Here is a 24,643-nt window from a genome sequence, read left to right as displayed (position 1 = left end):
CCCCACAAACCAATCAGAAAATGGGAAGAAAGACAGAAGAAAAAATGCGTACCTATCACAGGTATTTGGGCTTTTTCTTGGCAGGTATAATGGCCATGTATGCAATAAGCGGTATTATTTTGATTTTTAGAGACACTGATTTTCTTAAAAAAGAAGTGGCGGTAGAAAAAACTATAAAGCCAAGCCTTAAAGGCGAAGATGTGGGGAAGGTTCTTAAAATCAAGCACTTTAAGGTAGAGAAGGAAGAAGGAGGTATCGTTCATTTTGAGGGTGGTTCCTACGATAGCAAAACCGGTATTGCCTCATTTACCAAAAAAGAGCTACCTTTTGTTCTAGGTAAGATGGCCAAAATACACAAAGCAACTTCTAGTCAACCTTTGTTCTTTTTGAATATTTTCTTTGGGGCCTCACTGCTGTTTTTTGTAATATCCGCATTTTGGATGTTCAGACCAAGTGCTCCCATTTTCAAAAAAGGGCTCTATTTTGCTTTAGGCGGATTAGTACTTACATTGATTTTGATTTTCGTTTAATTACGAGTCCAGAAGTCCTATTTTTATAGCGTGCTTGGTAAGACCAGCTAAGTTTTTTACCTGTAATTTAGAAATGAGGTTCTTGCGATAGCTTTCTATAGTATGCTTACTCAGAAAAAGTTCGTCTGCAATTTCCTGTGTAGTGTACTCGTCTGCAATTAATTTTAGCACCTCTTTTTCACGATCGGTTAGATGAATCTCCTCCTGTTTTTTGTTTTCGAACATAGCATCCGTATAGGCGCGTTTGATCTCTTGTGAAAAATACTTCTTGCCATTTACTATAGTTCGCATAGCTGTTAGAAGTTCCTCCTTTTCAGCATTTTTTGGTACATAACCATCCACATTGTTTTGAATGAGTTTCTCGATCATTCCCCCATCAATATGCATACTTACCACTAATGTTTTAAGGGTAGGATATTTTTCTTTTACAATACGGTTCAGGTCAATGCCATCCATTTCGGGCATGCTGAGGTCGGTAATGAGCAGGTGTAGTTCGTTAGCACCATTAATATCTAAATATTTTATGACCTGTGCCCCATTTTTTGCGGTAGTGGAAACCGAAAATTCAGGCGCATCATTCAAGATGCTCAAGAGGCCGTCAATGAACATTTTATGATCATCTGCTATGATAAGGTTATATTTCATATGATGTATTTTTTAAAGGAACGGTTATAGAAATTACCGTGCCCCTATTTTTAGAAGAGTCAATATGTAGTGAACCATTTAATTGATTGATTCTACTACGGATATTTTCAAAACCAATGCCTTCCTTTATCTTGGCTGTATCAAACCCTTTGCCATTATCTTCAAAAAGAAGAGATAACTCCTTGTTTAGTAAGTTTAAATGGATGTCTATAGTACTTGCTTGAGCATGTTTAACTGTATTGGTCATCAGCTCTTGAACAATCTTGTAAATTTCTATCTGAATTTTTTCGTCCAAAGCATTGATTTCAATTTCTGGATGCGGATGGAAACCAATATTTAATTTTCCACTTCGTGAAATAGATGCAATATATTCCCTAATCAAATCAGAAAAAGCATTTTGTCTAAATTTCTTGGGAATAAGTGTGTGAGATATATCGCGAACCAATTGGTAAGTTTCATCTAACTGACTGTTGATTTCTTTCCACTTCGTAAAATCATGTGTCATATTGGATACCTGCAGCTTAATTCCTGCTAAGTTTCCACCTATGCTGTCATGTAATTCTTGGGCAATTCTTTTTCGTTCTTCATCCTGTCCTGCAATAGATGCTTTTATAAGGTTGAGCTCTTGCTCTTGTTTTAGTGCGGCAACTTTCTGTTCGTTTATTATGTGTTGCTGTTTGTTCAGTTTACTTTGTGTCTGTATTTTTTGATAATAGACATAGAGTAGGGCAATTATGGGTATAAGAATTACTAGGAAACCGATCAAAAATGCATTTTTAATGGTCTTTTGTCTTTCAAGTTCCGCAGCCTTGATGAGTTGATCTTCCTCTAGGCTGGAAATAGCTTTTTCTTTTTTTAAAGTCTCATATTGAATTTCGAGTTCTTTTATGATTTCGCTTTGCTGTTTGGTGTTAATTTGATTATTAACCCTAAACAATTGGGTCATTATGGCGTAGGCATTTTTATAATCCTCTAACTCGGAAAAACTTTTGGACTGTATACTCAATGCCTCTCTTTGGAACAGTAAATTTTCACGGTCAATAGCGTTTATATAGGCCATACTCAGTGCTATATTGGCCGTTTCATACATTTCTTCCTTATAGTACAATCTGCCCAACAATAGAGAACCTTCAAAATAAATGGCGGTAAATCCGTTAGAAAGAGCTTCGTTTCTAATGGCTTCATAATTCTCAAAAGCTAGGTCGTATTGTTCTTGTGCTTCGGCGAGTTTGGCAAGTTCTAGTTTTGCAGTTAGCTCTTTTTCTAAATCTTTAAAATCTATGGACATACGCAATGCCTCGTCAAATTCATTCTTGGCAAGGAGGTATTCTTTTTTGTACAAATAAGCGTTACCCATCAAAATATGGGCTTGTATAGCTTGTCCGGTAAATTCTACTCCAAAATCTTTTGTGGCTTTTACCAAAATATCTAGGGCTTTATCACTCTCTGATTTTAGGATGTAGTTATGGGCTAGGCCTATTTGATTTTTATATGTGTATTCATCTGAATTTACACTTTCTGCATCTTGCAGACCTTTGATATGCCATTGGATGGAGTTGTTCAAAAGCCCGTTAAAATGACTTCCAATACCCAGAAAATAATTTGCTTTGGTATAGTACGAGGTTTTTAAGGAATCGGGTTTTTTCCAATTTCCCAGTTCTTTTATATATAGATTTCCGTAGTGTAAAATGGAATCTGTATTCCCTTTTTTAATATGTTGTTCCACCAATTGTTCAAAAACAGAAAACCGCTGGCTGCCATATTCCGCATTTTTCAATGCTTCATAATAAGGTGCTAATGACTCTTCCCTTGCATTAGGGATTGTAGAAAAGGTGATACGTGGGCTTTCTTCATTTGGCAAACCTTTGCCTGTCTCTTGAGCTTGTAGATTTGAAAGGCATAATAATATGCCTAATCTAATAAGATGGTACAAGCGAAATATAGAAGTGATATGTATTTTATAATTTGTTTTCAGTGGTTTGGTTTTATCCTGGTAAGTATATTCGTTTTAAATCGTTTCCTTCCAATTCAATAACTTTTTGCTCTATGTATTTTATAAGCTCAGGGCAATCTCTTTGGTAATCATCGCAAATTACGGTTTTAGATTTTCCATTCATCGTTAACGTAACGATTAGTTGACTGTTACAGGATATTTCCGTGCCATAACGGGTTTTAAGATTCCAAAAACCGTTGGCCTCAATTTTTTTGAAGAATCCTAAAATCTGTAGACTATCTAAAACAGATCGGCTGTTTTCTTTATACGTAGAGGTTTCAAAATTTGAGGAAATACCAGGTATGTGAGATATTTTGTTCTTTTTAATTTCAAAAGAATCAAAATGAAAAGCCCCACGTTGCACCAATAGGGTGTATTGGTTGGTTTGATCTGAAATGAATGGGCTTTTGTTCCTACCGGGCTTATTATTGCAATATATGGCTAGTATAAGACAGGCGAGTAAAATTTTAGGATAGATGTATTTCATTGTTCAGGTTCTTTATTGATACAAATTTCATGCATTGCACGGCTGTGTAGAATACCTGGAACAGTGAAATAATACCCCCTGAAAACAGGGGGTACCTTAATTTTAAATTGTACTGATTTCTTCTTCGTTTAGAATAGAGGAGATAATTATTTTGGCGTGTACTCTAGAGTTCTCTATGAACCATTTGTGGGTTTCCATACCACCGCATATAACGCCTGCCAAGTAAATTCCCGCTACGTTGGTTTCCATAGTTTCGGGATTGTATTGTGGTAGTTTTTTCTCATCGTCAGAAAGCTGAACTCCCATGTTGGTCAAGAATTCAAAATTGGGCATGTATCCTGTCAAAGCTAGAACAAAGTCGTTTTCTAGGGTAACGGTCCCTTCTGGTGTATCTAATATAATTCCGCTTTGGCGTACCTCTTTCAATTTGGAATTGTAAAAGACTTTTATACTGCCTTCTTCAATTCTATTAATGATATCAGGCCTAACCCAATATTTTACCCGAGGCCCAACTTCACTACCCCTTATAATTAAGGTGACCTCTGCACCTTTTCGGTAACACTCCAAAGCAGCATCAATAGCAGAATTACTTGCGCCTACTACTGCCAGTTTCTGATTGGCATAAAAATGAGGGTCGTCATAATAATGGGCAATTTTAGGAAGATCTTCTCCTGGAATTTTCAGTTTATTAGGTAGGTCATAAAAACCGGTAGATACAATTACTTTGTCTGCCGTATAATTACCCTTTGAAGACACAATGGAAAAACCATTTTCGATTTTGTCAACCTTATTTACTTTTTCAAAAAGTTTAATGTTCAGTTTATTTGAAGTAACGATTCTTCGGTAATATTCTAGAGCCTCGTTTCTTTTTGGTTTTGCCTCGGTGCTTATAAAGGGGATATCATCAATTTCCAATTTTTCGGAAGATGAAAAAAATTGCATGTTCTGTGGGTAGTTGAACAGTGAATTTACTATGGGTCCTTTTTCCAGGATCACGTAACTCAATCCTTTTTTTTGGGCTTCTAGGCCACATGCTATACCTATTGGTCCACCGCCAATAATTACAACTCGAAAATGCTCCATCTGTCTGTAGATTTTTTGAGTTCCTCAATGGTTTTTGTTGGGTCTTCGGTCTTAAAAATAAAACTACCCGCCACAAGAATATCGGCTCCGGCTTTTATCAGGGCTTTGGCATTTTTTGCATTTACGCCACCATCTACTTCAATTAAAGCGGAAGAGTCAGACTCTTTGATAAGTTCTTTAACGTTGTGAACTTTTTCATATGTATTCTCTATAAAGCTTTGTCCTCCAAATCCAGGATTGACACTCATGATAAGAACAAGGTCCAGATCTTTTATAACATTTTTGAGCAAGTTTACATTTGTGTGCGGGTTCAAGGCCACGCCAGCTTTCATACCTTCTGCTTTAATGGCCTGAATGGTACGGTGTAAATGAGTACAAGCTTCATAGTGAACCGTAAGGTATGTTGCACCTAACTCCGCGAAAGTTTTGATATAGCGGTCAGGATCTACAATCATCAAATGCACATCTAAGGGCTTTGTTGCATGTTGGGCAATAGTCTTTACCACAGGCATTCCATAGGATATGTTCGGAACAAAAACGCCATCCATTATGTCAATATGGTGCCAATCAGCATTGCTGTTATTTACCATTTCGATATCACGCTGTAGGTTACCAAAGTCGGCAGCTAGAAGAGATGGTGCAATTTTTGTTTTACTCATGTTATTTCTGTTAAAAAGAATTTATACAAAAGTAATGAATTGTGCTTTTATGGGATAACAGTTACCAGTGAAAGAGTGCAGGATCCGAGGTTCTAGTTATTAAGAAGATATAAATCAATTTCCTTTAAATAGGTTTGTTTTTCATTAGGTGACAACCAACTAGCTTTAAAGCCGTTTTTTGCCAATTCTGCAATTTGCGATTTAGAAAGATTTAAGGCTTTGGTTATGCCCCAAAAATTCTCGTTCATATAACCCCCAAAATAAGCAGGATCATCAGAGTTTATTGTAACCAGTAGATTGTGTTCCATCATTTTCAACAACGGATATTCTTTTAAATCTTTAATTACCTTAAGTTCAAGATTGGATAGCGGGCATAAAGTAAGTGGCATTTGTTCTTTAGCCAATCTTTTTACTAAATCAATATCATCAAGGCAGCGGTTGCCATGGTCAATACGGCCAACTTTAAGTAAATCCAAGGCCTCCCGAATATATTCAGAAGGCCCCTCTTCCCCAGCATGGGCTACGGTCAAAAAACCTTCATCTAAGGCTTTTTTAAATACGTTTTTAAATTTTGATGGTGGATTACCTAATTCTGAAGAATCTAGTCCTACCGCTATAATTTTGTCCTTATAAGGCAAAGCTTGTTCTAATGTCTTGAACGCAGATGCCTCGTCTAAATGTCTTAAAAAGCTCATGATTAATTTAAAACTAATACCTAGCTGCTTTTGGCCATCTTCTAGAGCTTTGTAGATTCCGTTCAGCACATATTCAAAGGAAACATTACGGTCCGTATGCGTCTGTGGGTCAAAGAATATTTCTACATGCTTTACATTTTCCTCGTGCACTTTTGTTAAATATGCCCAAGTGAGGTCATAAAAGTCTTGTTCTTCAATGAGAACAGAAGCACCGGCATAGTAAATGTCTAAAAACTCTTGAAGGTTATTGAAACTGTAAGCTCTTTTTAATTCCTCAACATCTGCATATTTAATTTCAAGGTTGTTCCTTTTTGCAATTTTGAACATAAGTTCAGGCTCAAACGTACCTTCAATATGTAAATGGAGCTCAGTTTTTGGCAAACCTTGGATAAAGGACAGCATTTCAGAATCTTTCATAACACAAATACTTTAATTTTTTTGAATACCAATGAGATACTTCAAGTTAGTGGTTTCTTGATTAACACTAACTATGATAATACTTAAAGTTGATTAATAATAGTCGTGGTGGGTGGAAATAACTTTCTCTATTATTGAATGCTCTTTAGACCTTCATACACTGCGATGCCTACTGCATTGGCCAGATTTAAGCTCCTGATATGTTCACTGTAAAGTGGAATTTTATATAAACGGTCTTTATAAGAGGATACTAGGGTAGAGGGTAAGCCAACGGATTCCTTGCCAAAAACAAGAAACTGACCGTCTTCAAAAGGAATGGACCAATGATCTTTAGTTCCATGACTTGAAAACAATACTAGATTTTTGTTTCCATGCTGAGATAAAAAGTCTTCTAGATTCTCATAAATGTGAAGGTCTAGATGTTGCCAGTAATCAAGACCGGCACGTTTTACGCGTTTGTCATTTAATTCAAAACCAAAAGGTTTTACAAGGTGTAGAGTAGAACCTGATCCAAGTGCCAATCTGCCAATATTTCCGGTATTGTTGGGGATTTCTGGTTCTACAAGTACAATATTAAAGGGCATACCGCTGATTATTTTTTATGAAAAGATCTCAAATATAACTGTTCTACCTTGGTTCTGGCCCATGGCGTGCGTCTCAGAAATTTGAGCGAGGACTTTATTGTTGGGTTGCTTTTAAAACAATTTATATTAATACGGTCTGCTAATTCTTCCCAAGTATATTTTTCTGTCAGTTTTTCTAAGATGTCTGTCAGTTTTACACCATGAAGCGGATTGTTAGGTTGGTTGTTGGGTGTATTGTTCTCAGATTCCATAAGGGTGTTCAGCGTTTAAACTAAATATTTTGTTACCAGCAATATACTTAAGAATAGGTTCTTTTTATTGATTTCCGAAAATATTATAAATGAAAAAACTCCGGTAATCAGCCGGAGTTTATTCATCAATCAAAAAACGAACAGTCATGATAAACTGTTGTTGCTTTTAAAATTACAATTTATATGCCAAATTTCCAATTTAAGGAATATTTAACGTGTAATTTTCGAGGTGTTTTAACCTAAATAGGTTTTAAGAATTTTACTTCTAGAAGTATGTTTTAGCCTTCTAATAGCTTTTTCCTTGATTTGGCGTACTCTTTCTCTGGTAAGATCAAAGGTTTCACCAATTTCTTCAAGAGTCATTGAGTGTTGCTCAGCAAGACCAAAATACAAACGAATAACATCCGCTTCTCTGGGAGTTAAAGTTTCTAATGCACGTTCAATTTCAGTACGTAAAGACTCGTGCAATAATTCTCTGTCCGGGTTTGGAGACTCACCACTACGAAGTACATCGTACAAGTTGGAATCCTCACCATCGATCAACGGAGCATCCATAGATACGTGACGACCGGAGTTTTTGAGCGACTGCTTCACATCAGCAACCGTCATGTCCAATTCTTTTGCAATTTCTTCTGGAGAAGGCATACGCTCGTGTGCCTGCTCAAGAAAAGCAAAGGTCTTATTGATCTTGTTGATCGAACCAATTTTATTCAATGGCAAACGTACAATACGAGATTGTTCAGCCAGAGCTTGTAAAATAGATTGACGAATCCACCAAACGGCATAAGAAATAAACTTAAATCCTCTTGTTTCATCAAAACGTTGTGCGGCCTTAATAAGACCAAGGTTACCCTCGTTAATCAAATCGGGTAAAGTAAGTCCCTGGTTTTGGTACTGCTTGGCAACTGATACAACGAATCGAAGATTGGCCTTTGTGAGTTTTTCAAGAGCGACCTGATCGCCTGCCTTGATGCGTTGTGCCAATTCTACTTCTTCATCTGCCGTAATCAAGTCTACTTTGCCTATTTCTTGCAAGTACTTGTCCAAAGATGCGGTCTCCCTATTGGTGACCTGTTTTGTAATTTTAAGCTGTCTCATGTAAATAAATTAGGTTCAGTTTGCATAGACTGCATATACTTATACGCAAAAAAGCCAGAAATGTTACAAACGGAGGTAAAAAACTTTATTTTTTAGATGAGTCGCACAAAAAAGCCTCAACTTAACAAGTTGAGGCTTAAAATATGTGTTAAATTTTAGAGTGTTTAGTCTCTTCTTGGTTTACGATCACGATTATCTCTACCGCCTCGTCTATCATCTCTACCACGACCACGATCTTTATCACTACGTGGAGGTCTTTCTACAAAACCTTCTGGTTTAGGTAATAATGCCTTTCTAGAGACCTTTTCCTTACGGGTTCTAGGGTCAGTACCTAAATACTTGACATCAAAGACATCGCCCATGTTTACCACATCGGATACATTTTCAGTTCTTTCCCAAGCCAATTCGGATACATGTAACAACACTTCGTTGCCAGGAGCATCTTGGTATTCTACAACAGCACCAAAGTCTAGCATTTTAATTACTTTAACTTCGTAAGCACTGCCTACTTCAGGTTTGAATAGAAGAGAATCTATTTTTGCCATAACAGCATCAATACCTTTACTACCTACGCCTAAAATTTCTACGATACCTTCTTCAGTAACCGGGTCTTCGTTTATAACGATAGTAGTCTCAGTTTCTTTTTGCATCTCTTGAATCACTTTTCCTCCTGGTCCGATCAACGCTCCAATGAATTCATTAGGAATACGTCTTGTAACCATTGTAGGTGCATGATCCTTAACTTCTGCTGCTGGAGCAGAAATAGTATCGGTTAATTTAGATAAGATGTGCAAACGACCATCTCTAGCTTGTTGCAATGCGTTAACTAGAATTTCATAAGACAGACCTTTTACTTTAATATCCATCTGGCAAGCAGTAATACCATCTGCGGTACCGGTAACTTTAAAGTCCATATCACCCAAGTGATCTTCATCACCTAAGATGTCAGAAAGAACGGCGTATTTACCTGAATCAGCATCAGAGATCAACCCCATTGCGATACCAGAAACCGGTTTTTTCAATTGAACACCGGCATCCATCATTGCCATTGTACCGGCGCAAACGGTTGCCATAGAAGAAGAACCGTTAGATTCTAATACTTCTGAAACCACACGAACGGTATAAGGACAATCTGCAGGAATCATTCCTTTTAATGCGCGTTGTGCCAAGTTACCATGACCAACTTCTCTACGGGAAGTTCCACGAATAGGTCTTGCTTCACCTGTTGAGAAAGGGGGGAAGTTATAATGTAAATAGAAGTTTTCTTCACCTTCGTAGGATGGCATGTCAATTTTATTTGCATCTCTGGATGTTCCTAATGTTACGGTAGCCAAAGCCTGAGTTTCCCCACGGGTAAATATTGCAGAACCATGTGTAGATGGTAAATAATCAACCTCGCACCAGATAGGTCTGATTTCAGTTGTCTTACGCCCATCTAAACGCAAACCTTCGTTCAAAGTTAAATCTCTAACAGCCGCTTTTTCTGCCTTACTGTAGTATTTGGAAATTAAGCTGCCAAAATCCGCTTGCTCCTCTTCTGAGAAAGTAGCCTTGATTTCTTCCTTGATTTCACCAAATGCCGCACTACGCTCATGTTTTGCAGAACCTGCTTGTGCTACAGCGTAGACTTTGTCATACGCCATATCGTGAATTTTCTTGGCTAGATCAGCATCTTCTCGCTCTGGCTCGTATTCACGAACTTCTTTTTTACCAAAAGCCTTTGCTAAAGCTTCTTGGGCAGCACATTGTACCTTAATAGCTTCATGGGCAAATTTAATGGCTTCGGTCATTTCTTCTTCAGAAATCTCATCCATTTCACCTTCAACCATCATAACGGAATCAGCAGAGGCACCGATCATCATATCAATATCGGATTCTGCCAACTGAGCTCTTGTTGGGTTGATAACGAATTCACCGTTTACACGGGCAACTCTAGCTTCTGATATAGCACATTCAAACGGGAAATCCGATAATTGAATTGCAGCAGATGCAGCCAAACCGGCCATTGCATCTGGCATAACATCATCATCATGAGACATTAATTGAATCATCACCTGAGTTTCAGAGTGATAATCTTTTGGGAAAAGTGGACGTAGTACACGGTCTACTAAACGCATGGTCAATACTTCTCCATCACTAGGTCTAGCTTCTCTTTTGAAGAAACCACCTGGGTAACGCCCCGCTGCTGCAAACTTTTCGCGGTAGTCTACCGTTAATGGTAGAAAATCAACATCACTTTGTTTGTAGTTGGAAACTACTGTACACAATAGCATACATTTTCCTGACTGGACAACAACAGAACCATGGGCCTGTTTTGCCAATTTTCCGGTTTCGATAGAAATTTCCCTACCGTCACCAAGGTCTATGACCTCTTTAAATACTTTTGGAATCATAAATTTTAATTAAACACGCCAACGGGCGAATTGTTAAACAATGGTCTTATCGACGTTTGATGGTCGAAGTTGTTGTGTTGTGTTGACCAATGAAAAACCGGGTGCAGCTTTTTGTAAAAATCCTAATTATTAGGACGACATAAATATAAAAAAAAGGGCCGAAAATTTCAGCCCTTATTGTAATTCTTATTTTCTAATACCTAGTTCTTTGATAAGTTCACGATACTTAACAATATCATTCTTTATCATGTAATCTAGTAAGCTTCTTCTCTTACCTACCAGTTTTACCAACGAACGCTCAGTGTTGTAATCTTTGTGGTTTTTCTTTAAGTGACCTGTCAAGTGATTGATACGGTGTGTAAACAATGCGATTTGACCTTCAGTAGAACCTGTGTTTGTTTCGCTACCACCGTGTTTCTTAAAGATTTCGGCTTTAACTTCTTTTGTTAAATACATTCCAATATTATTTTAAATGATTTTTATGTATATGACTGATTTTCAATCAAGCTGCAAAGATACGATTAATGTGCATAAAACAAATGATTTCTACAAATAATTGCATTAAACGCTTGGTATGTCAAACAAAACTTTGTGATGGAAGAAAAACCGATTACCAATACGGTGCGTATATAATTATAGTATGAATGGCGGTCTGTTGAATAGAACATAGATATAGACTTAAGTCCCCCCAAAATTATTTAGTTATGAAATTGAAATTTTTTACAGGTATTTTCTTGGCACTAGCTTTCGTTGCTTGCGATGAAGATGAAACAAAAGAACCAGAAACAATGGATACCGCCCCAAATGTGGTGGGTATGAATTTTTTAAAAAGCGCACAGTCTTTTGACGAAACCTATGCTGTTCTTAAAGCTAGTCTAGAGGCAAATGAGAATATTAAAATCGTAGCGGAGGTAGATCATGCAGCTAATGGGGCTTCTGCAGAATTGGAGTTGAACCCAACTAAAATTATTTTCTTTGGCAATCCCAACCTAGGAACGCCATTAATGCAGGCAAACCAACAGGTAGGTCTAGATTTGCCACAACGTATTTTAGTTTATCAAAATGAAAACGAGGAGGTTTATGTGGGTTATAATTCCACGGTTTATTTAAGCAACCGCCATACACTTGGTGATGTGCCTACTTTACCTACAATAGCAGGAGCATTAAAAAACTTAAGTGAAAATGCGGGAATGGCCCAAATTACGGAGCAAGTTAGTGATGTAGAGGCAGATTATAATGTACTTACGGTTGCAAGTACACGAACATTTGATGATACCTACAATAATATAATGAGTGTAATTAACGATAATCCAAACCTAACGCTTGTAGTTGAATTGGATCACCAGGCCAATGCGGCCAATGTTGAGTTAGAATTGTTACCTACCAAGGTAATTATTTTTGGTAATCCACAACTGGGCACACCGTTAATGCAGAACAGCCAAACTACAGCTCTTGATCTGCCACAAAAGATATTGGTATATGAAAATGCAGCAGGTGAAGTGAGTATAGCATTTAATAGTCCTGAGTTGTTAAGGTCAAGACATGGTATTACAGGTAGTGATGCTACTTTGGAAACTATTTTGGCAGCATTGCAGGGTATTGCCACTTCTTCAAACTAGTATAGTATTGAATGGAAAATTGCTAAGCTTCACTAGAAATAGTGAGGCTTTTTCATTTAAGGAGTCTCTTGTATATTGTTATTTGCTAAAAAGCACAACCAGAAGGTAAAGGGTCTTCTTTTTCTAGTTCTTGTGCAAACCCACTATCTAATTGAGCTGCCATAAAACCATTTTCTACGGAGCCTTTTTGGACTTCAGGTGCGTAGCCCAGAGAGTTCACGTGCACCCGAACATAGACTTGAGTACCTTCCGTCACAGGTATACCTGCTCCTGAACGGGAGAAAGGTTGTTCGTCTACATGACTGTGGGTTAAAATTCTACGGTAAATAAGGTTTCCTTTTAAATCAATAACCTCCCACCAATCCGCATATTGGTCGCAACCAGTGTCCGGACTAATGACGGTTGTGTTAAAAGTATAGGCATTTTCTTCACCTGAAATTTCAATTTCAATTACTCCCGCCTTATCAAATAAAATGCCTGCCGCGTCAGATTCTGCGGCAAGCATTTTTTCTTTATCTGTTGAGCAACATATGAACCAAAATGAAATTAGTGTAATCACTAATGGTTTCATGCTGAGGCCTTTTCCGTTCTTATAGGGTTATTCTGAATTAAATCGATATAAAGATTGATTTTCTTTTTTAAATCCCTTCTATGAGAAATGAAATCTAGAAAACCATGATCTTTTACGAATTCTGCAGTTTGGAAACCATCAGGAAGTTCTTTTCCTGTAGCTTCTTTTACCACTCTTGGTCCAGCAAAACCTATTAGTGCACCAGGTTCGGATATATTTATATCACCTAACATGGCATAGGATGCAGTAGTACCTCCTGTAGTTGGATCGGTACATAGTGAAATGTACGGAAGTTTAGCTTCTGCCAACTGTGCCAATTTTGCCGATGTTTTGGCTAATTGCATGAGAGAAAGTGCTGCTTCCATCATACGTGCACCACCAGATTTTGAAATCATTACAAAAGGAACCTTTCTTTTTATAGCATAATCTATAGCGCGCGCAATCTTTTCACCAACTACACTGCCCATTGATCCGCCTATAAAATTAAAGTCCATACATGCTATAACGATGTCTTTACCCAAAGACTTTCCAAAACCGGTTCTTACGGCATCATTGAGTCCTGTTTTCTTTTGGGCGGCCTTTAATCTTTCGGAATATTTCTTGGTATCCTCAAATTTTAAAGGGTCTTTGGAGGTCAATTTAGCATCTAGCTCCCTGAATTTATTGTCATCAAAAAGAATTTCAAAATACTCTTTGCTGCCAATACGAACGTGGTAGTCATCTTCTGGACTTACATAAAAGTTTTTAGCAAGTACTTCTGATTCAACAATTTTTCCCGTAGGGGATTTATACCACAACCCTTTTGGAGTGTCTTTCTTCTCTTCGGTAGCCGTTTGTATTCCCTTTTCCTTTCTTCTGAACCAAGCCGTCATATCTTCCATATTAGTTTTGGGGATGTATAACCTTTGTTATAAGGTATTTACATTATTTAAGTCTTCAAAAGCTTTTTTCAAACGCTCTACAAAAGATTTTTCACCTTCACGTAACCAAACTCTTGGATCGTAGAATTTTTTGTTAGGCTCGTCGGCACCGTTCGGATTTCCGATTTGAGCTTGAAGATAGTCCTTCTTATCTTGAACATAGTCACGAACACCTGCTAAAAAAGCATACTGTAAATCTGTATCGATATTCATTTTAATAACTCCGTAGCTGATACCTTCTCTAATTTCCTCAACTGTAGAACCAGAACCTCCGTGAAAAACAAAATCGATATGATTATGCTCCACATTGTACTTTTTAGAAATATATTCTTGAGAGTTTTTTAAGATTTTCGGAGTCAATTTTACGTTACCAGGCTTGTATACGCCGTGAACGTTACCAAAAGCTGCTGCAATAGTAAATCTTGGGCTTACTTTTGAAAGTTCTTCGTATGCATAAGCTACTTCCTCTGGCTGTGTATATAATTTTGAATCATCAACATCGGAATTGTCAACACCATCTTCTTCACCACCTGTAATACCAAGTTCTATCTCTAACGTCATGTTCATTTTGCTCATGCGTTCCAAATAACCTTTACAGATTTCAATGTTCTCTTCAAGAGACTCTTCTGAAAGATCGATCATGTGAGAGCTAAAAAGTGACTTTCCAGTTTCAGCAAAATGCTTTTCACTAGCATCTAAAAGTCCGTCTATCCAAGGTAGTAATTTCTTGGCACAGTGGTCTGTGTGAAGAATAACGGTAGCACCATAAGCTTCTGCTAATTGGTGTACGTGTTTTGCTCCGGCTACAGCACCAAGAACAGCTGCTTTTTGACCATCATTAGACAAGCCTTTACCGGCGTTGAATTGAGCACCGCCATTAGAAAATTGAATAATTACAGGAGCATTTAAGCTTGCTGCTGTTTCTAAGACACCGTTTATTGTGTCAGAACCAATAACGTTTACTGCAGGAAGGGCAAACCCTTTTTCTTTGGCATAGTTAAAGATTGCTTGTACTTCGTCACCTGTTGCGACACCTGGTTTTATACTGTGAGCCATAATGTTTCTGGTCTAAATTATAAATAAAAATGAATAGGACAAATGTAATAAAATAAATAGGTCTAAAAAGATTGGTGTTTATAAGTTTATAGGGTTTACCCCTTAATATTGTGATAAAATGATGATTTTTTATGCCAATTGGAGACGATACTTCGTAGGATATGTTTTATTGCTACAGTGCAACTAAGTTAGCATATGCCTTTATTAGAAAGGGTAGTTGATGCCTATTTGTAATACCGAATTGGCAATATTATAATCTCTGAACCATCTCTTTGAGCTCTCTTCGGCAGGATTATATGTTTTAAATCCTAAATCTGCACGTAAAACAAAATAGGTGAAATCGTATCTTAGGCCAAAACCAGTTCCTAAAGCAATATCTTCCAAAGATTTTAAGCTGCTAAAAGTAGCTTCCGGATCTTCAACGTTGTCAAAAACATTCCAAATATTTCCCGAATCGGCAAAGAGAGCTCCTTTTAGATTGCCTATAACTGGAAAACGATATTCTAGATTAAGGCTTATTTTAAGGTTAGCTTCATTAAAATCATTGATTGCATTTGTACGTCCTGGCCCTAAAGAGTATGGAGACCATGCCCTAATATCGTTAGCTCCACCTGCAAAATAACTACGAACAAAAGGAATATTGTCTGAGTTACCGTATGGTACAGCAATACCAAAAAAGCTTCTAAATGCTAAAACATTGGTCCTAGAGATTGCCCAATATTTTACATAATCGAATTCAGTTTTAATATATTGACTATAAGGAACGCTAAATACTAAATCATCACCAGCGGGATTCGTATTAAACGGAATTACATTTGAGAGCAGCGATAAAACATTTCCCGCACTCTCTATTTTAAATCTAAATTGATAAAAAGTATTATCAGTAATGCCCTGGCGATTATTAAGGTTGAAACTATAGTTACTGGCGAAAATTAAATTGTCTTCTGTAAGTCTTTGTCTTCGTTCTTCGATCCGGCTCACGGTCTGGTACTGATCGGTAGTGCTAGGTACTGCCCTTGTGAGGACTGCTTCTGTAAAATCTGTTGTTCCTTGAGGTATACGTAGACTTGGATCTGCAGAGTCTTCGGCGGTCTCAAAGAAACTTGTGAGTTCAGGGTATGTTATAACATCGTTATAGCTATCAAAACTGTCCGCTATGTTGTCTAGTTGATTAAAAGAGTTGCCATAAACATTGAAAAAACGGTCTGGGTTGACATTTCTAACAAACTGGATATTTAATAGTTCTATATCGTGCTTTAGAAAATCTGACGGTGTCCAGTCATAACCTAAAACCGTGTTGAAGGCTTGTTTGTCCAGACCTATATTTTTTTGAAAACTAGTACCAATAGAAATACGTGTTCTAGGTAGGGTATAACTAGGTATGATTCTATTGGTGTTAATAAATGGCAGCCATATCCGGGGAATATCCAAAGTAAGGTCTGCGCCAAACTCTTGAATATTAAAGAACCTATTGTCTATTATACTTGGGTCATTGGATGAGCCAATGCTCAGCCTACCTGCAAGATTAAGGTTTTCCGCACCACCAAAGAGATTTCTGGCCTGTAAAGATGGGCTTAATGCCAAACCAAATTGTTGGATGTTGGAGCGTGTAACCTCAAATGAAGTCCCTAATGAATATTTAGGTCTGGCAGCTAGGTATATATTGGAATCCAACGTGGCTGTGCTATCGTTGGGAGTAGATGTGATCGTTGGATATTTGAAGACCCCCAAGCTAGTTATTTGTCTGTAAGTACGTGTACGGTCTATATCTTTATAAATACTATCCTTTTCAAAAAATACGGCATTAGCCAAAGTCTTGGGCTTAAATCTTAATTTATTTCTATAAAATATGGTGTAATCTCCATAACGGATGAATTTCTGCTCGCTATCCTTCTCGTTATAAAGGAAATCCGTATAGATGTTTATTTTGTCAAATCTATATACTTTGTATTCAGAACTGGTTACGGCACTGTCTCCACGCCTTTTAAAATTATCTATATTAAGTTCAATGTTCATTTTCTGGTCATTACCCAGTTTAGTCGTATCCGAAGCAATGTCATAGGAAACTGAACTTTCCTGAAAGTTGTAAATTCCGGAATTTCTAAAAATAGTACTCAACCGTTCTCTTTCACTGGCAAATTTAGAAAGGTCAAATTGCTCTCCATCTTTAACATATGCTCCGTTCTTATGAAGCAAATAAATAGAGTCAATTGCCTTTGAAGCAATTTTTCTTGAAACCGAATCAATCATAAAAGGTGCTCCTAAGTCTATTTTATAGGAAACGGAAGCTCTCCTTTTTTCTACCAAACTATCTATTTCATAACTGGTATTATTGTTAAAATAGCCTTTACTCCCGTAGTACGCACTTAAACGTTCTAAGGTTCGTCTAGTTTTTGTGGTGTCTAGAACAGAGGGTGCTTCTCCAATTTTTTTGAGCCATTCGCTCAAGCCACTGACTAAAAATGACTCGCCAAGACGGTCAACTTGTTTTTTCGAAAGAAAGTTGATCAGTCTTTGTTCTCTTTTTTCATTTCGGCCAAGCCATGCTTGATATGAGGAATCGGGATTTTTCTTAGCAAGATTATAAAGATTCAACCGCAACGGATAGCCTAAGAGAGTAGTATTGGGCTCTTGGACTATTAGGCTTTCAATATCCTCATTTTTAACTTCTAAGCTATCTGCATAGATGGTGTTTTTTTTGAGCAATAAATCGTCATCACCAACTCGTTTTAGCGTGTTACAGGAGTTGGCCACCAGAACTACAAATAATAGGCTTATTTTAGCAGTGGTATTAATATAGCGTAACATTTTGCCCATAGAGATCAAAAATACATTGATTTCATTTAAACTTTTTTATTTAAAGCTGAAAATATAAGTTTTTCTGTTCGGGATGAGCCATCTTGTGTAATCGTGGGAACTTATTTTTCTGTCAAAAGTTGAGTGATATTGGTAAAATAACATTTTTACACGAATAAAAATCATTAATAGAAGTATAGATTACTATGGTTTCAAAAAATCAAATAAAACTTGTAAAAAGCTTACATCAAAAAAAGTACCGAAATAAATATAACCTTTTTGTTGCCGAAGGTATTAAGGTGGTTCGGGAGCTAGTACATTCTGATTTTAAGGTAAAAGCCATGTATAGTTCTGATTTGGAAATAGATTTAGGAACCACGGATATTATTGAAAGTGTTTCTCAAGACGAGTTGAAAAAAATGAGCGCACTTACCGCTCCTAACAGAATTTTAGGTGTTTTTGAGATTCCACAGGCACAAAAACCCGATTTTGATGGTTGGGTAGTTGTATTGGATAATATTCGTGACCCGGGAAACCTAGGTACTATAATTAGGTTGTGTGATTGGTTTGGAATTGAACATTTGGTTTGTTCTTCCAATACGGTAGATTGTTTTAATCCTAAAACACTACAAGCTACAATGGGCTCAATTTCACGAGTAAATATTGGTTATACAGATTTACAAACCTTTTTGAAGAATGCTCCGGTTACAGTTTTTGGTGCTTTTATGGAAGGAGATGTAGTATATGGCGCAACGGTACCTAAAACCGGAATATTGGTGATGGGTAATGAGGCCAATGGTATTTCGGAAGAAGTAGAAGCTTTAGTGACTCAGAAAATTAGCATTCCACAGTTCGGGGAAAGTACAACTGAAAGCCTTAACGTGGCTACAGCTACCGCTATTTTGTTAAACGAAATTAGACGAAGCTAGATAGCTTTACTCAAAAGTAAAGTTAATGAAAAGCCCTCTGGTTTTCATAGACTCTATGTTTCCTGTCCATGGGCTATTAGGGTCATTATCACGAACTAATTCATCTGTCAATCCAAAAACACCACGTATAGAAGGGGTAAATTTAAAATACTCCAGATAGAAATCAATACCAAAGCCAAGTTCGTAATTGTAAGTCCACTTATTCATTCTGAACGTACCACTGCTATTATCATCTAAACTCTTTTCATTACTTCCAAGATTTAATGAGGCAGATGGACCGGCAACCAAGAAAGGTTTGAAATTTCCAAAACGTCGCGTACTTACTTTTAGAAGAATGGGGAAATTAATGTAGGTAGATTTTACTTCAACAATCGCATTTCTTTCGCCTTCTTCCGTAGCCGTAAAGCCAGGAAAACCTAGTGTACGGGAGTTGTAGTATAGACCTGGTTCAAAACGTACGTCTAGAAATTCGTTCAAACGCAGTTCGCCTATTAGTCCAACGTTAAAACCAGTGGATTGTAGAACCTGAACATCAGTGCTCTGATTCCCTTGGTCCTGTTTGTAGTCGAACTTAAATCCGTATCTATTAAAACCCAAAAAATATCCGTAATTCAGAAGTTTTTTATCCTTGTTCTCAATATTTAGAACGGGGTTAGCATTGAACTGGGCATTCGCCGGTAGGGATAGGAATAAAATACCTCCCAAAAGCAAAAAAAGTCTTTTCATTCAAAAAATATTATCTATTCGCTTTTTTAATCAAAAATGGCGAACGGCTATTCTTATTAGCTTTATAGGCTGTGAAACTATTTTGTGGCAACATATATAGATGCAACCCCAAATGTTTGGGGCTTGTTCTCTACCTCTATAAACCCGATTTTACGTAAAATATTGTTGAATGCATCTCCATGGGGGAAAACAGAAGCAGATTCACTTAGATAGGTGTACGCAGATTTGTCTTTGGAAAAAAGCTTTCCAATGGCAGGTAGCATATATTTAATGTATAGACTATATCCTTGCTTAAAAGGGGTTTTTGTTGGTACGGAAGTTTCAAGAACCACAAAAGTGCCACCAGTTGCAAGCACTCTGTAAATTTCGGTCAGACCTTTCTCTAATGTCTCAAAATTACGCACGCCAAAAGCTACCGTAATGGCATCAAAACTTCCAGTTTCAAAAGGTAGGTTCTCACTATCGCCAACAACCATTTCAATAGTGCTATCCAGCTCCTTCTGATTTATTTTCTTTTTACCCACTTCTAACATTCCTGGTGAAATGTCCAGACCCACAATTTTTTCAGCCCCGGTTTCTACTAGGTTTATAGCTAAATCACCTGTGCCGGTAGCAATATCCAGTATGGTTTTAGGTTTTTTTGCTGTTAAAATAGCTACCACCCTTTTACGCCATTTAATATCTATACCAAACGAAATAACCCGATTAAGGCCATCGTAATTTTCCGATATATTATCGAACATTTGGGTTACCTGGTCCTTTTTACCAAGCTCGGAGTCTTTATAGGGCGTTACCTTTTTAGGCATAATGGACAATTTTTTTGGCAAAGATACAATATCGTTTTAAGTAAACGTTTAACCAATGTAACGAATACATTTTAACGGAATGAAGCATTTTAACTCCATTTTAAATAGTCAACCAAAATATTACGTAATTTTGCGCAGCAAAATATAAACTACAAAGTGGTTTTACATTCATGAAGGGTTTATAAGCTGCAGACCCGAACTAAGTTGCTAATAAATGAAAATTATAATTGCAGGTGCAGGTGAAGTAGGTTTTCACTTGGCTAAACTGCTTTCTTACGAATCTCAAGATATTACGCTCATCGATACTAGAAAAGAGAGTTTGGCCTATGCCGATACTCACTTGGATATACGTGTGTTGCGTGGTGATGCTACATCCGTTTCTGTCCTTAGGGATGCAGATGTGCAGAATTCTAGGTTGGTAATTGGTGTTACATCTTCCGAAACAACCAATATCACCTTATGTATGCTAGCTAAGCAATTGGGATGTAAACGTACTATTGCCAGAATATCAAATACCGAATTTATAGAAAACCAAGAGGAAATTAACTTTCCCAATCTTGGCATAGATGAATTAATATCTCCAGAAGAGTTAGCGGCAACAGAAATTCAATTACTTTTAAATAAGTCTGCTTTTAATGATACGTACGAGTTTGAGGACGGTAAACTTATAATGGTTGGTGTGTCGCTTCCAGCTTCCGCTCCTTTTGTAGGTAAAATGGTAAAAGAGGCGGCAAAAATTTTTCCAGAGCTTAATTTCATGCCAATAGCATTACAGAGAACCGGAACACAATACACTGTGGTTCCTAGAGGTGATACTGTTTTTAAGCAAGGTGATCAGGTTTACTTTATCACTACCAAAGAAGGGGTAGAGCAATTATATAAATTGACAGGAAAGAAGAAAGAATCTATTAGAAACGTAATGATTCTTGGGGGTAGTAAAGTTGGTTTTAAAGCAGCTAGAGACCTATGTGCAAGTAAGTTTAACGTAAAGCTGATAGAAAAGGATAAAGAAAAAGCCTTTGATCTTGCAGATGATCTTCCCAATGCGCTTGTTATTAATGGCGATGGGCGAAACGTTGAATTGTTAGAAGAGGAAAGTTTGGAGTCTATGGATGCTTTTATAGCGGTAACCGGAAACTCTGAAACCAATATTATGTCTTGTTTGGTGGCAAAATCAAAACACATTAAAAAGACTATAGCTTTGGTTGAAAATATGGATTATTTTCAGCTATCACATTCTATTGGTATTGATACGTTAATAAACAAAAAACTACTCGCAGCTAATAATATATTTAGACATATCCGTAAAGGTGAAGTAGTGGCATTGATGCGTTTGAATAACTTGAACGCAGAAATTCTTGAATTTATAGTAAAACCAAATTCAAGAGTTACGGGTAGTGTTATTCGTGAGCTTAAATTTCCGAGAGCGGCCACTATTGGTGGTGTTATTCGTGATGAAGAGGGTATCATTGCCTTAGGTGGCTTTGAAATAAAAGCAGGAGATCGCGTAGTGGTTTGCTGTCTTCCAGAAGCTATTCCTAAAATTGAACGATTGTTTCTTTAATGCAACTAAATTCAAAAATAATATTTCATATCATGGGTCTGCTGTTGCTTTGCAACGGAGGCTTTATGTTATTGGCAACCTTGGTTAGTGGCATCTATAATGATGGCGCAACGTTAAGTATTGCCCTTGCGGCAATCACCACTATGTTCGTAGGAACGTTTGCTATGTTTTATACAAGGGGCCATAAAAAGGAAGTAAAGCGAAGAGAGGGTTATATAATAGTAACTTTTGGCTGGCTGGTAATGTCCTTTTCTGGGATGTTGCCCTATTTGTTTTCTGGTTCCATTCCTACGGTAACCAATGCTTTCTTTGAGACCGTATCCGGTTATACTACTACAGGAGCTTCAATTTTAGATGATATAGAAGTATTACCAGAGGGTTTGCTTTTTTGGCGTAGCCTAACCCATTGGATAGGGGGTATGGGTATCATTGTTCTTGCCATTGCCATATTGCCTTTGTTGGGTATTGGAGGTATGCAGTTGTTCGCTGCGGAAGCACCTGGCCCTAGTGCAGATAAGCTTCATCCAAGAATTACGGATACTGCAAAACGCCTTTGGTTAATATATGTAGGGTATACATTAGCGGAAACCTTGCTTTTAAAATTAGCGGGAATGAGCTTTTTTGATGCCATAAACCATTCGTTGGCTACCTTGTCTACAGGTGGTTTTTCAACCAAAAATTTGAGCGTAGCGTATTGGAACGATCAACCGTTGATACAGTATATCATCATCCTATTTATGTTTCTTGCGGGAAGCAATTTTGTACTCAGTTATTTTGCTTTTAAGGGTAAGGTGCAAAGGGTACTAATGGATGAGGAATTTAGATATTATTCTGGTTTTGTAATCATATTTACTATTGTTGCTGCCTTAGTTGTGTATCTAAAAGCGGAAGTGCCGGTTACGGAGTACCATCCTATGGTTTTTGGAAGTGGCGAGAGTGCCTTTAGACATACATTGTTTCAGGTAATTTCTGTGATAACCACAACAGGTTTTGTGTCTGCTGATTTTACCAGTTGGACGCCTTTTATGACCGTATTCTTTTTTGGATTGATGTTTTTAGGAGGGTCGGCAGGTTCAACTTCAGGTGGTATTAAAGTAATGCGCCATGTTCTAATTATTAAAAATGGATTGTTGGAGTTTAAACGTACTTTGCATCCTAATGCAATTATTCCAGTACGCTATAATAACAAGACCGTAAAGGAGCAAATTGTATATAATATTATTGCCTTTTTTGTACTTTATATGCTGCTATTTATCATCGGGGCATTAGTTCTTGGTGCAATGGGTATTGATTTTGTTACGGCTATTGGTGGCTCTGCTTCTTCTTTGGGGAATGTAGGTCCGGCGTTTGGTGGTCTTTATCCTCTAAGTAATTTTAACGGCCTTCCTGATCCTGCAAAATGGTGGTGTGGTTTTCTTATGCTGGCAGGTAGGTTAGAGCTTTTTACGGTTCTTATATTGCTTACGCCATATTTCTGGAAGCGTACATAGTAATAATACCATATCTATTAAATTTCTACGACTACGTTTTCGCTAATATTTAAACATAAAAAATCCCCTAAAAGTTAAACTATAACTTTTAGAGGATTCCAATACTTATATATTTATTTTATTTCAAGGCTTTTTCAATCCTAGAAATAGCTTCCCTAATTTCTTTTTCAGCTGCAGCATAGGAAATACGGATACAGTTTCCGTTTCCAAAAGCATCACCGGTTACGGTTGCAACATTTGCATATTCCAAAAGGTACATGGCAAAATCAGAAGCATTGTTTATAGTAACACCGTTTAGCGTTTTTCCAAAATATGCAGTCACATCAGGGTATACATAAAATGCTCCATCAGGTTCATTACATTTAAACCCGTCTATAGCGTTCAGAAGTTCAAGAATAATTTTTCTACGCTCCTTGAATTCGTCTACCATGTATTTAATACGGTCTGGAGATTCTACTAATGCTGTGATAACTGCACGCTGCGCTATACAGTTAGCTCCACTAGTAACCTGCCCTTGTAGTTTGTTGCAAGCACGAGCTATGTATGTAGGGCCTCCAATATAACCAATACGCCATCCGGTCATTGCAAAGGCCTTTGCAACTCCGTTTACTGTAACGGTACGGTCTACCATATCTTCAAAGGCCGCCATAGAGGCATGCTCGGTTACACCGTAGTTAATGTGTTCGTAAATCTCATCGCTTACCACTATAATCTGTGGATACTTCTGTAAAACGTCTGCTAAAGCGCGTAATTCAGCTTTGCTATAAATAGAACCACTTGGGTTACAAGGAGAACTGTACCAGAGCATTTTGGTTTTAGGAGTAATTGCGGCTTCCAATTGCTCGGGAGTCATTTTAAAATCGCTCTCTAAACTAGTGACAACCTCTACGGGAACACCATCGGCTAGTTTTACGATATCACTATAACTTACCCAGTAAGGACAAGGTAAAATTACCTCATCACCTTCATTTAAAATAACTTGGGCAATGTTGTACAAGGCTTGCTTGGCTCCAGTGGATACTACAATTTGAGATGGTTCATAGCTAATGCCGTTATCTCTTTTGAATTTGGTGATGATAGCATCTTTCAAATCCGCATATCCATCTACAGGTGTATATGAATTATAATCTTCGTTTATGGCTCTTATAGCCGCCTCTTTGATAAAATCAGGTGTATTGAAATCCGGTTCACCTAAACTTAAACCGATAATGTCTTTGCCTGCTGCACGTAATTCTCGCGCCTTCGCGGCCATTTCTAAAGTAGCCGAAGGGGTAAGACTATTGATGCGGTCAGAAAGTTGATTTTTTGTAGCAGTTGATGGTGTCATAATA

At 37.4% G+C, this 24,643-nt stretch carries 23 protein-coding genes; 5 read left to right on the top strand and 18 right to left on the bottom strand.

Translation table 11 applies throughout. The annotated features are described in order from the left end of the window. Positions 1–20 precede the first annotated feature (20 nt). Positions 21–530, top strand: a complete 510-nt coding sequence (locus tag KO521_RS19655) for a hypothetical protein (protein ID WP_215941625.1) — start codon at positions 21–23, stop codon at positions 528–530. Here KO521_RS19655 and KO521_RS19650 read toward each other — a convergent pair whose 3' ends face one another. The 11 genes from KO521_RS19650 to rpsO all read right to left on the bottom strand — a co-directional run bounded on the left by KO521_RS19650 (position 531) and on the right by rpsO (position 11,291). Then, on the bottom strand, positions 531–1,175 hold the full coding sequence (locus KO521_RS19650; RefSeq protein WP_215941624.1) for a response regulator: 645 nt from the start codon (positions 1,173–1,175) through the stop codon (positions 531–533). Continuing rightward, on the bottom strand, positions 1,165–3,036 hold the full coding sequence (locus KO521_RS19645) for a tetratricopeptide repeat-containing sensor histidine kinase (protein WP_252730131.1): 1,872 nt from the start codon (positions 3,034–3,036) through the stop codon (positions 1,165–1,167). The genes KO521_RS19650 and KO521_RS19645 overlap by 11 nt, the downstream gene beginning before the upstream one ends. Positions 3,037–3,160: 124 nt before the next feature. Next, the gene (locus KO521_RS19640) at positions 3,161–3,655 is read right to left on the bottom strand and encodes a hypothetical protein (protein WP_215941623.1); all 495 of its coding nucleotides are present in this window, start codon (positions 3,653–3,655) and stop codon (positions 3,161–3,163) included. Between the two features lie 102 nt (positions 3,656–3,757). After that, positions 3,758–4,738 carry a YpdA family putative bacillithiol disulfide reductase gene (locus tag KO521_RS19635; RefSeq protein ID WP_215941622.1) on the bottom strand — a complete coding sequence of 327 codons (981 nt, stop codon included), beginning with the start codon at positions 4,736–4,738 and terminating at the stop codon, positions 3,758–3,760. Next, positions 4,717–5,397: a ribulose-phosphate 3-epimerase gene (gene rpe, locus KO521_RS19630; protein ID WP_215941621.1), complete on the bottom strand. Its 681-nt coding sequence runs from the start codon at positions 5,395–5,397 to the stop codon at positions 4,717–4,719. Before rpe ends, KO521_RS19635 begins: the two co-directional genes overlap by 22 nt. Before the next feature lie 92 nt (positions 5,398–5,489). Further along, positions 5,490–6,509 (bottom strand): adenosine deaminase, encoded by a 1,020-nt coding sequence (locus tag KO521_RS19625; protein ID WP_215941620.1) that lies wholly within the window; start codon positions 6,507–6,509, stop codon positions 5,490–5,492. 131 nt (positions 6,510–6,640) lie between these two features. Further along, positions 6,641–7,093 (bottom strand): tRNA (cytidine(34)-2'-O)-methyltransferase, encoded by a 453-nt coding sequence (locus tag KO521_RS19620; RefSeq protein ID WP_215941619.1) that lies wholly within the window; start codon positions 7,091–7,093, stop codon positions 6,641–6,643. 8 nt (positions 7,094–7,101) lie between these two features. Further along, positions 7,102–7,344, bottom strand: a complete 243-nt coding sequence (locus KO521_RS19615) for a VF530 family DNA-binding protein (protein WP_215941618.1) — start codon at positions 7,342–7,344, stop codon at positions 7,102–7,104. 234 nt (positions 7,345–7,578) lie between these two features. After that, positions 7,579–8,442, bottom strand: a complete 864-nt coding sequence (locus KO521_RS19610) for a sigma-70 family RNA polymerase sigma factor (RefSeq protein ID WP_215941617.1) — start codon at positions 8,440–8,442, stop codon at positions 7,579–7,581. Positions 8,443–8,606: 164 nt separating this feature from the next. Next, complete coding sequence (locus KO521_RS19605) at positions 8,607–10,835, bottom strand: polyribonucleotide nucleotidyltransferase (RefSeq protein WP_215941616.1); 2,229 nt, start codon at positions 10,833–10,835, stop codon at positions 8,607–8,609. A gap of 186 nt (positions 10,836–11,021) precedes the next feature. Further along, positions 11,022–11,291, bottom strand: a complete 270-nt coding sequence (rpsO, locus tag KO521_RS19600) for a 30S ribosomal protein S15 (protein ID WP_194526211.1) — start codon at positions 11,289–11,291, stop codon at positions 11,022–11,024. 248 nt (positions 11,292–11,539) lie between these two features. Between rpsO and KO521_RS19595 the strand changes: the two genes are divergently transcribed. Beyond that, positions 11,540–12,454, top strand: coding sequence for a DUF302 domain-containing protein (locus tag KO521_RS19595; RefSeq protein ID WP_252730130.1), 915 nt, complete (start codon positions 11,540–11,542; stop codon positions 12,452–12,454). An 85-nt stretch (positions 12,455–12,539) separates the two neighbouring features. Here the strand turns inward: KO521_RS19595 and KO521_RS19590 are convergent, their stop codons facing one another. The 4 genes from KO521_RS19590 to KO521_RS19575 form a co-directional block, all read right to left on the bottom strand. Further along, complete coding sequence (locus KO521_RS19590; RefSeq protein WP_215941615.1) at positions 12,540–13,025, bottom strand: hypothetical protein; 486 nt, start codon at positions 13,023–13,025, stop codon at positions 12,540–12,542. Continuing rightward, on the bottom strand, positions 13,022–13,897 hold the full coding sequence (gene accD, locus KO521_RS19585; RefSeq protein WP_215941754.1) for an acetyl-CoA carboxylase, carboxyltransferase subunit beta: 876 nt from the start codon (positions 13,895–13,897) through the stop codon (positions 13,022–13,024). Before accD ends, KO521_RS19590 begins: the two co-directional genes overlap by 4 nt. Positions 13,898–13,933: 36 nt before the next feature. Next, positions 13,934–15,001 (bottom strand): class II fructose-bisphosphate aldolase, encoded by a 1,068-nt coding sequence (fbaA, locus tag KO521_RS19580; protein WP_215941614.1) that lies wholly within the window; start codon positions 14,999–15,001, stop codon positions 13,934–13,936. Between the two features lie 204 nt (positions 15,002–15,205). Continuing rightward, positions 15,206–17,818, bottom strand: a complete 2,613-nt coding sequence (locus tag KO521_RS19575) for a BamA/TamA family outer membrane protein (RefSeq protein ID WP_252730129.1) — start codon at positions 17,816–17,818, stop codon at positions 15,206–15,208. Positions 17,819–18,003: 185 nt separating this feature from the next. On the opposite strand from KO521_RS19575, the gene KO521_RS19570 reads away from it, so the two are divergent. Further along, the gene (locus KO521_RS19570) at positions 18,004–18,726 is read left to right on the top strand and encodes a TrmH family RNA methyltransferase (RefSeq protein WP_215941613.1); all 723 of its coding nucleotides are present in this window, start codon (positions 18,004–18,006) and stop codon (positions 18,724–18,726) included. A 6-nt stretch (positions 18,727–18,732) separates the two neighbouring features. Here KO521_RS19570 and KO521_RS19565 read toward each other — a convergent pair whose 3' ends face one another. Together KO521_RS19565 and ubiE are read right to left on the bottom strand one after the other, a co-directional pair. Further along, positions 18,733–19,452, bottom strand: a complete 720-nt coding sequence (locus KO521_RS19565) for a porin family protein (protein ID WP_215941612.1) — start codon at positions 19,450–19,452, stop codon at positions 18,733–18,735. Positions 19,453–19,529: 77 nt separating this feature from the next. Continuing rightward, positions 19,530–20,258, bottom strand: coding sequence for a bifunctional demethylmenaquinone methyltransferase/2-methoxy-6-polyprenyl-1,4-benzoquinol methylase UbiE (gene ubiE, locus KO521_RS19560; RefSeq protein ID WP_215941611.1), 729 nt, complete (start codon positions 20,256–20,258; stop codon positions 19,530–19,532). A 214-nt stretch (positions 20,259–20,472) separates the two neighbouring features. Here ubiE and trkA point away from each other — a divergent pair, with 214 nt between their 5' ends. Further along, complete coding sequence (trkA, locus tag KO521_RS19555; RefSeq protein WP_215941610.1) at positions 20,473–21,822, top strand: Trk system potassium transporter TrkA; 1,350 nt, start codon at positions 20,473–20,475, stop codon at positions 21,820–21,822. Continuing rightward, positions 21,822–23,312 (top strand): TrkH family potassium uptake protein, encoded by a 1,491-nt coding sequence (locus KO521_RS19550; RefSeq protein ID WP_215941609.1) that lies wholly within the window; start codon positions 21,822–21,824, stop codon positions 23,310–23,312. The genes trkA and KO521_RS19550 overlap by 1 nt, the downstream gene beginning before the upstream one ends. Before the next feature lie 118 nt (positions 23,313–23,430). Here the strand turns inward: KO521_RS19550 and KO521_RS19545 are convergent, their stop codons facing one another. Then, the gene (locus KO521_RS19545; RefSeq protein WP_215941608.1) at positions 23,431–24,639 is read right to left on the bottom strand and encodes a pyridoxal phosphate-dependent aminotransferase; all 1,209 of its coding nucleotides are present in this window, start codon (positions 24,637–24,639) and stop codon (positions 23,431–23,433) included. Positions 24,640–24,643: the final 4 nt, after the last annotated feature.

Origin of the sequence: Zobellia uliginosa (genome assembly GCF_018860745.1) — a bacterium.
Taxonomy (GTDB): domain Bacteria; phylum Bacteroidota; class Bacteroidia; order Flavobacteriales; family Flavobacteriaceae; genus Zobellia; species Zobellia uliginosa_B.
The sequence above is the reverse complement of the archived record's forward strand: the minus strand, read 5'-3'. Positions and strand labels throughout refer to the sequence as shown.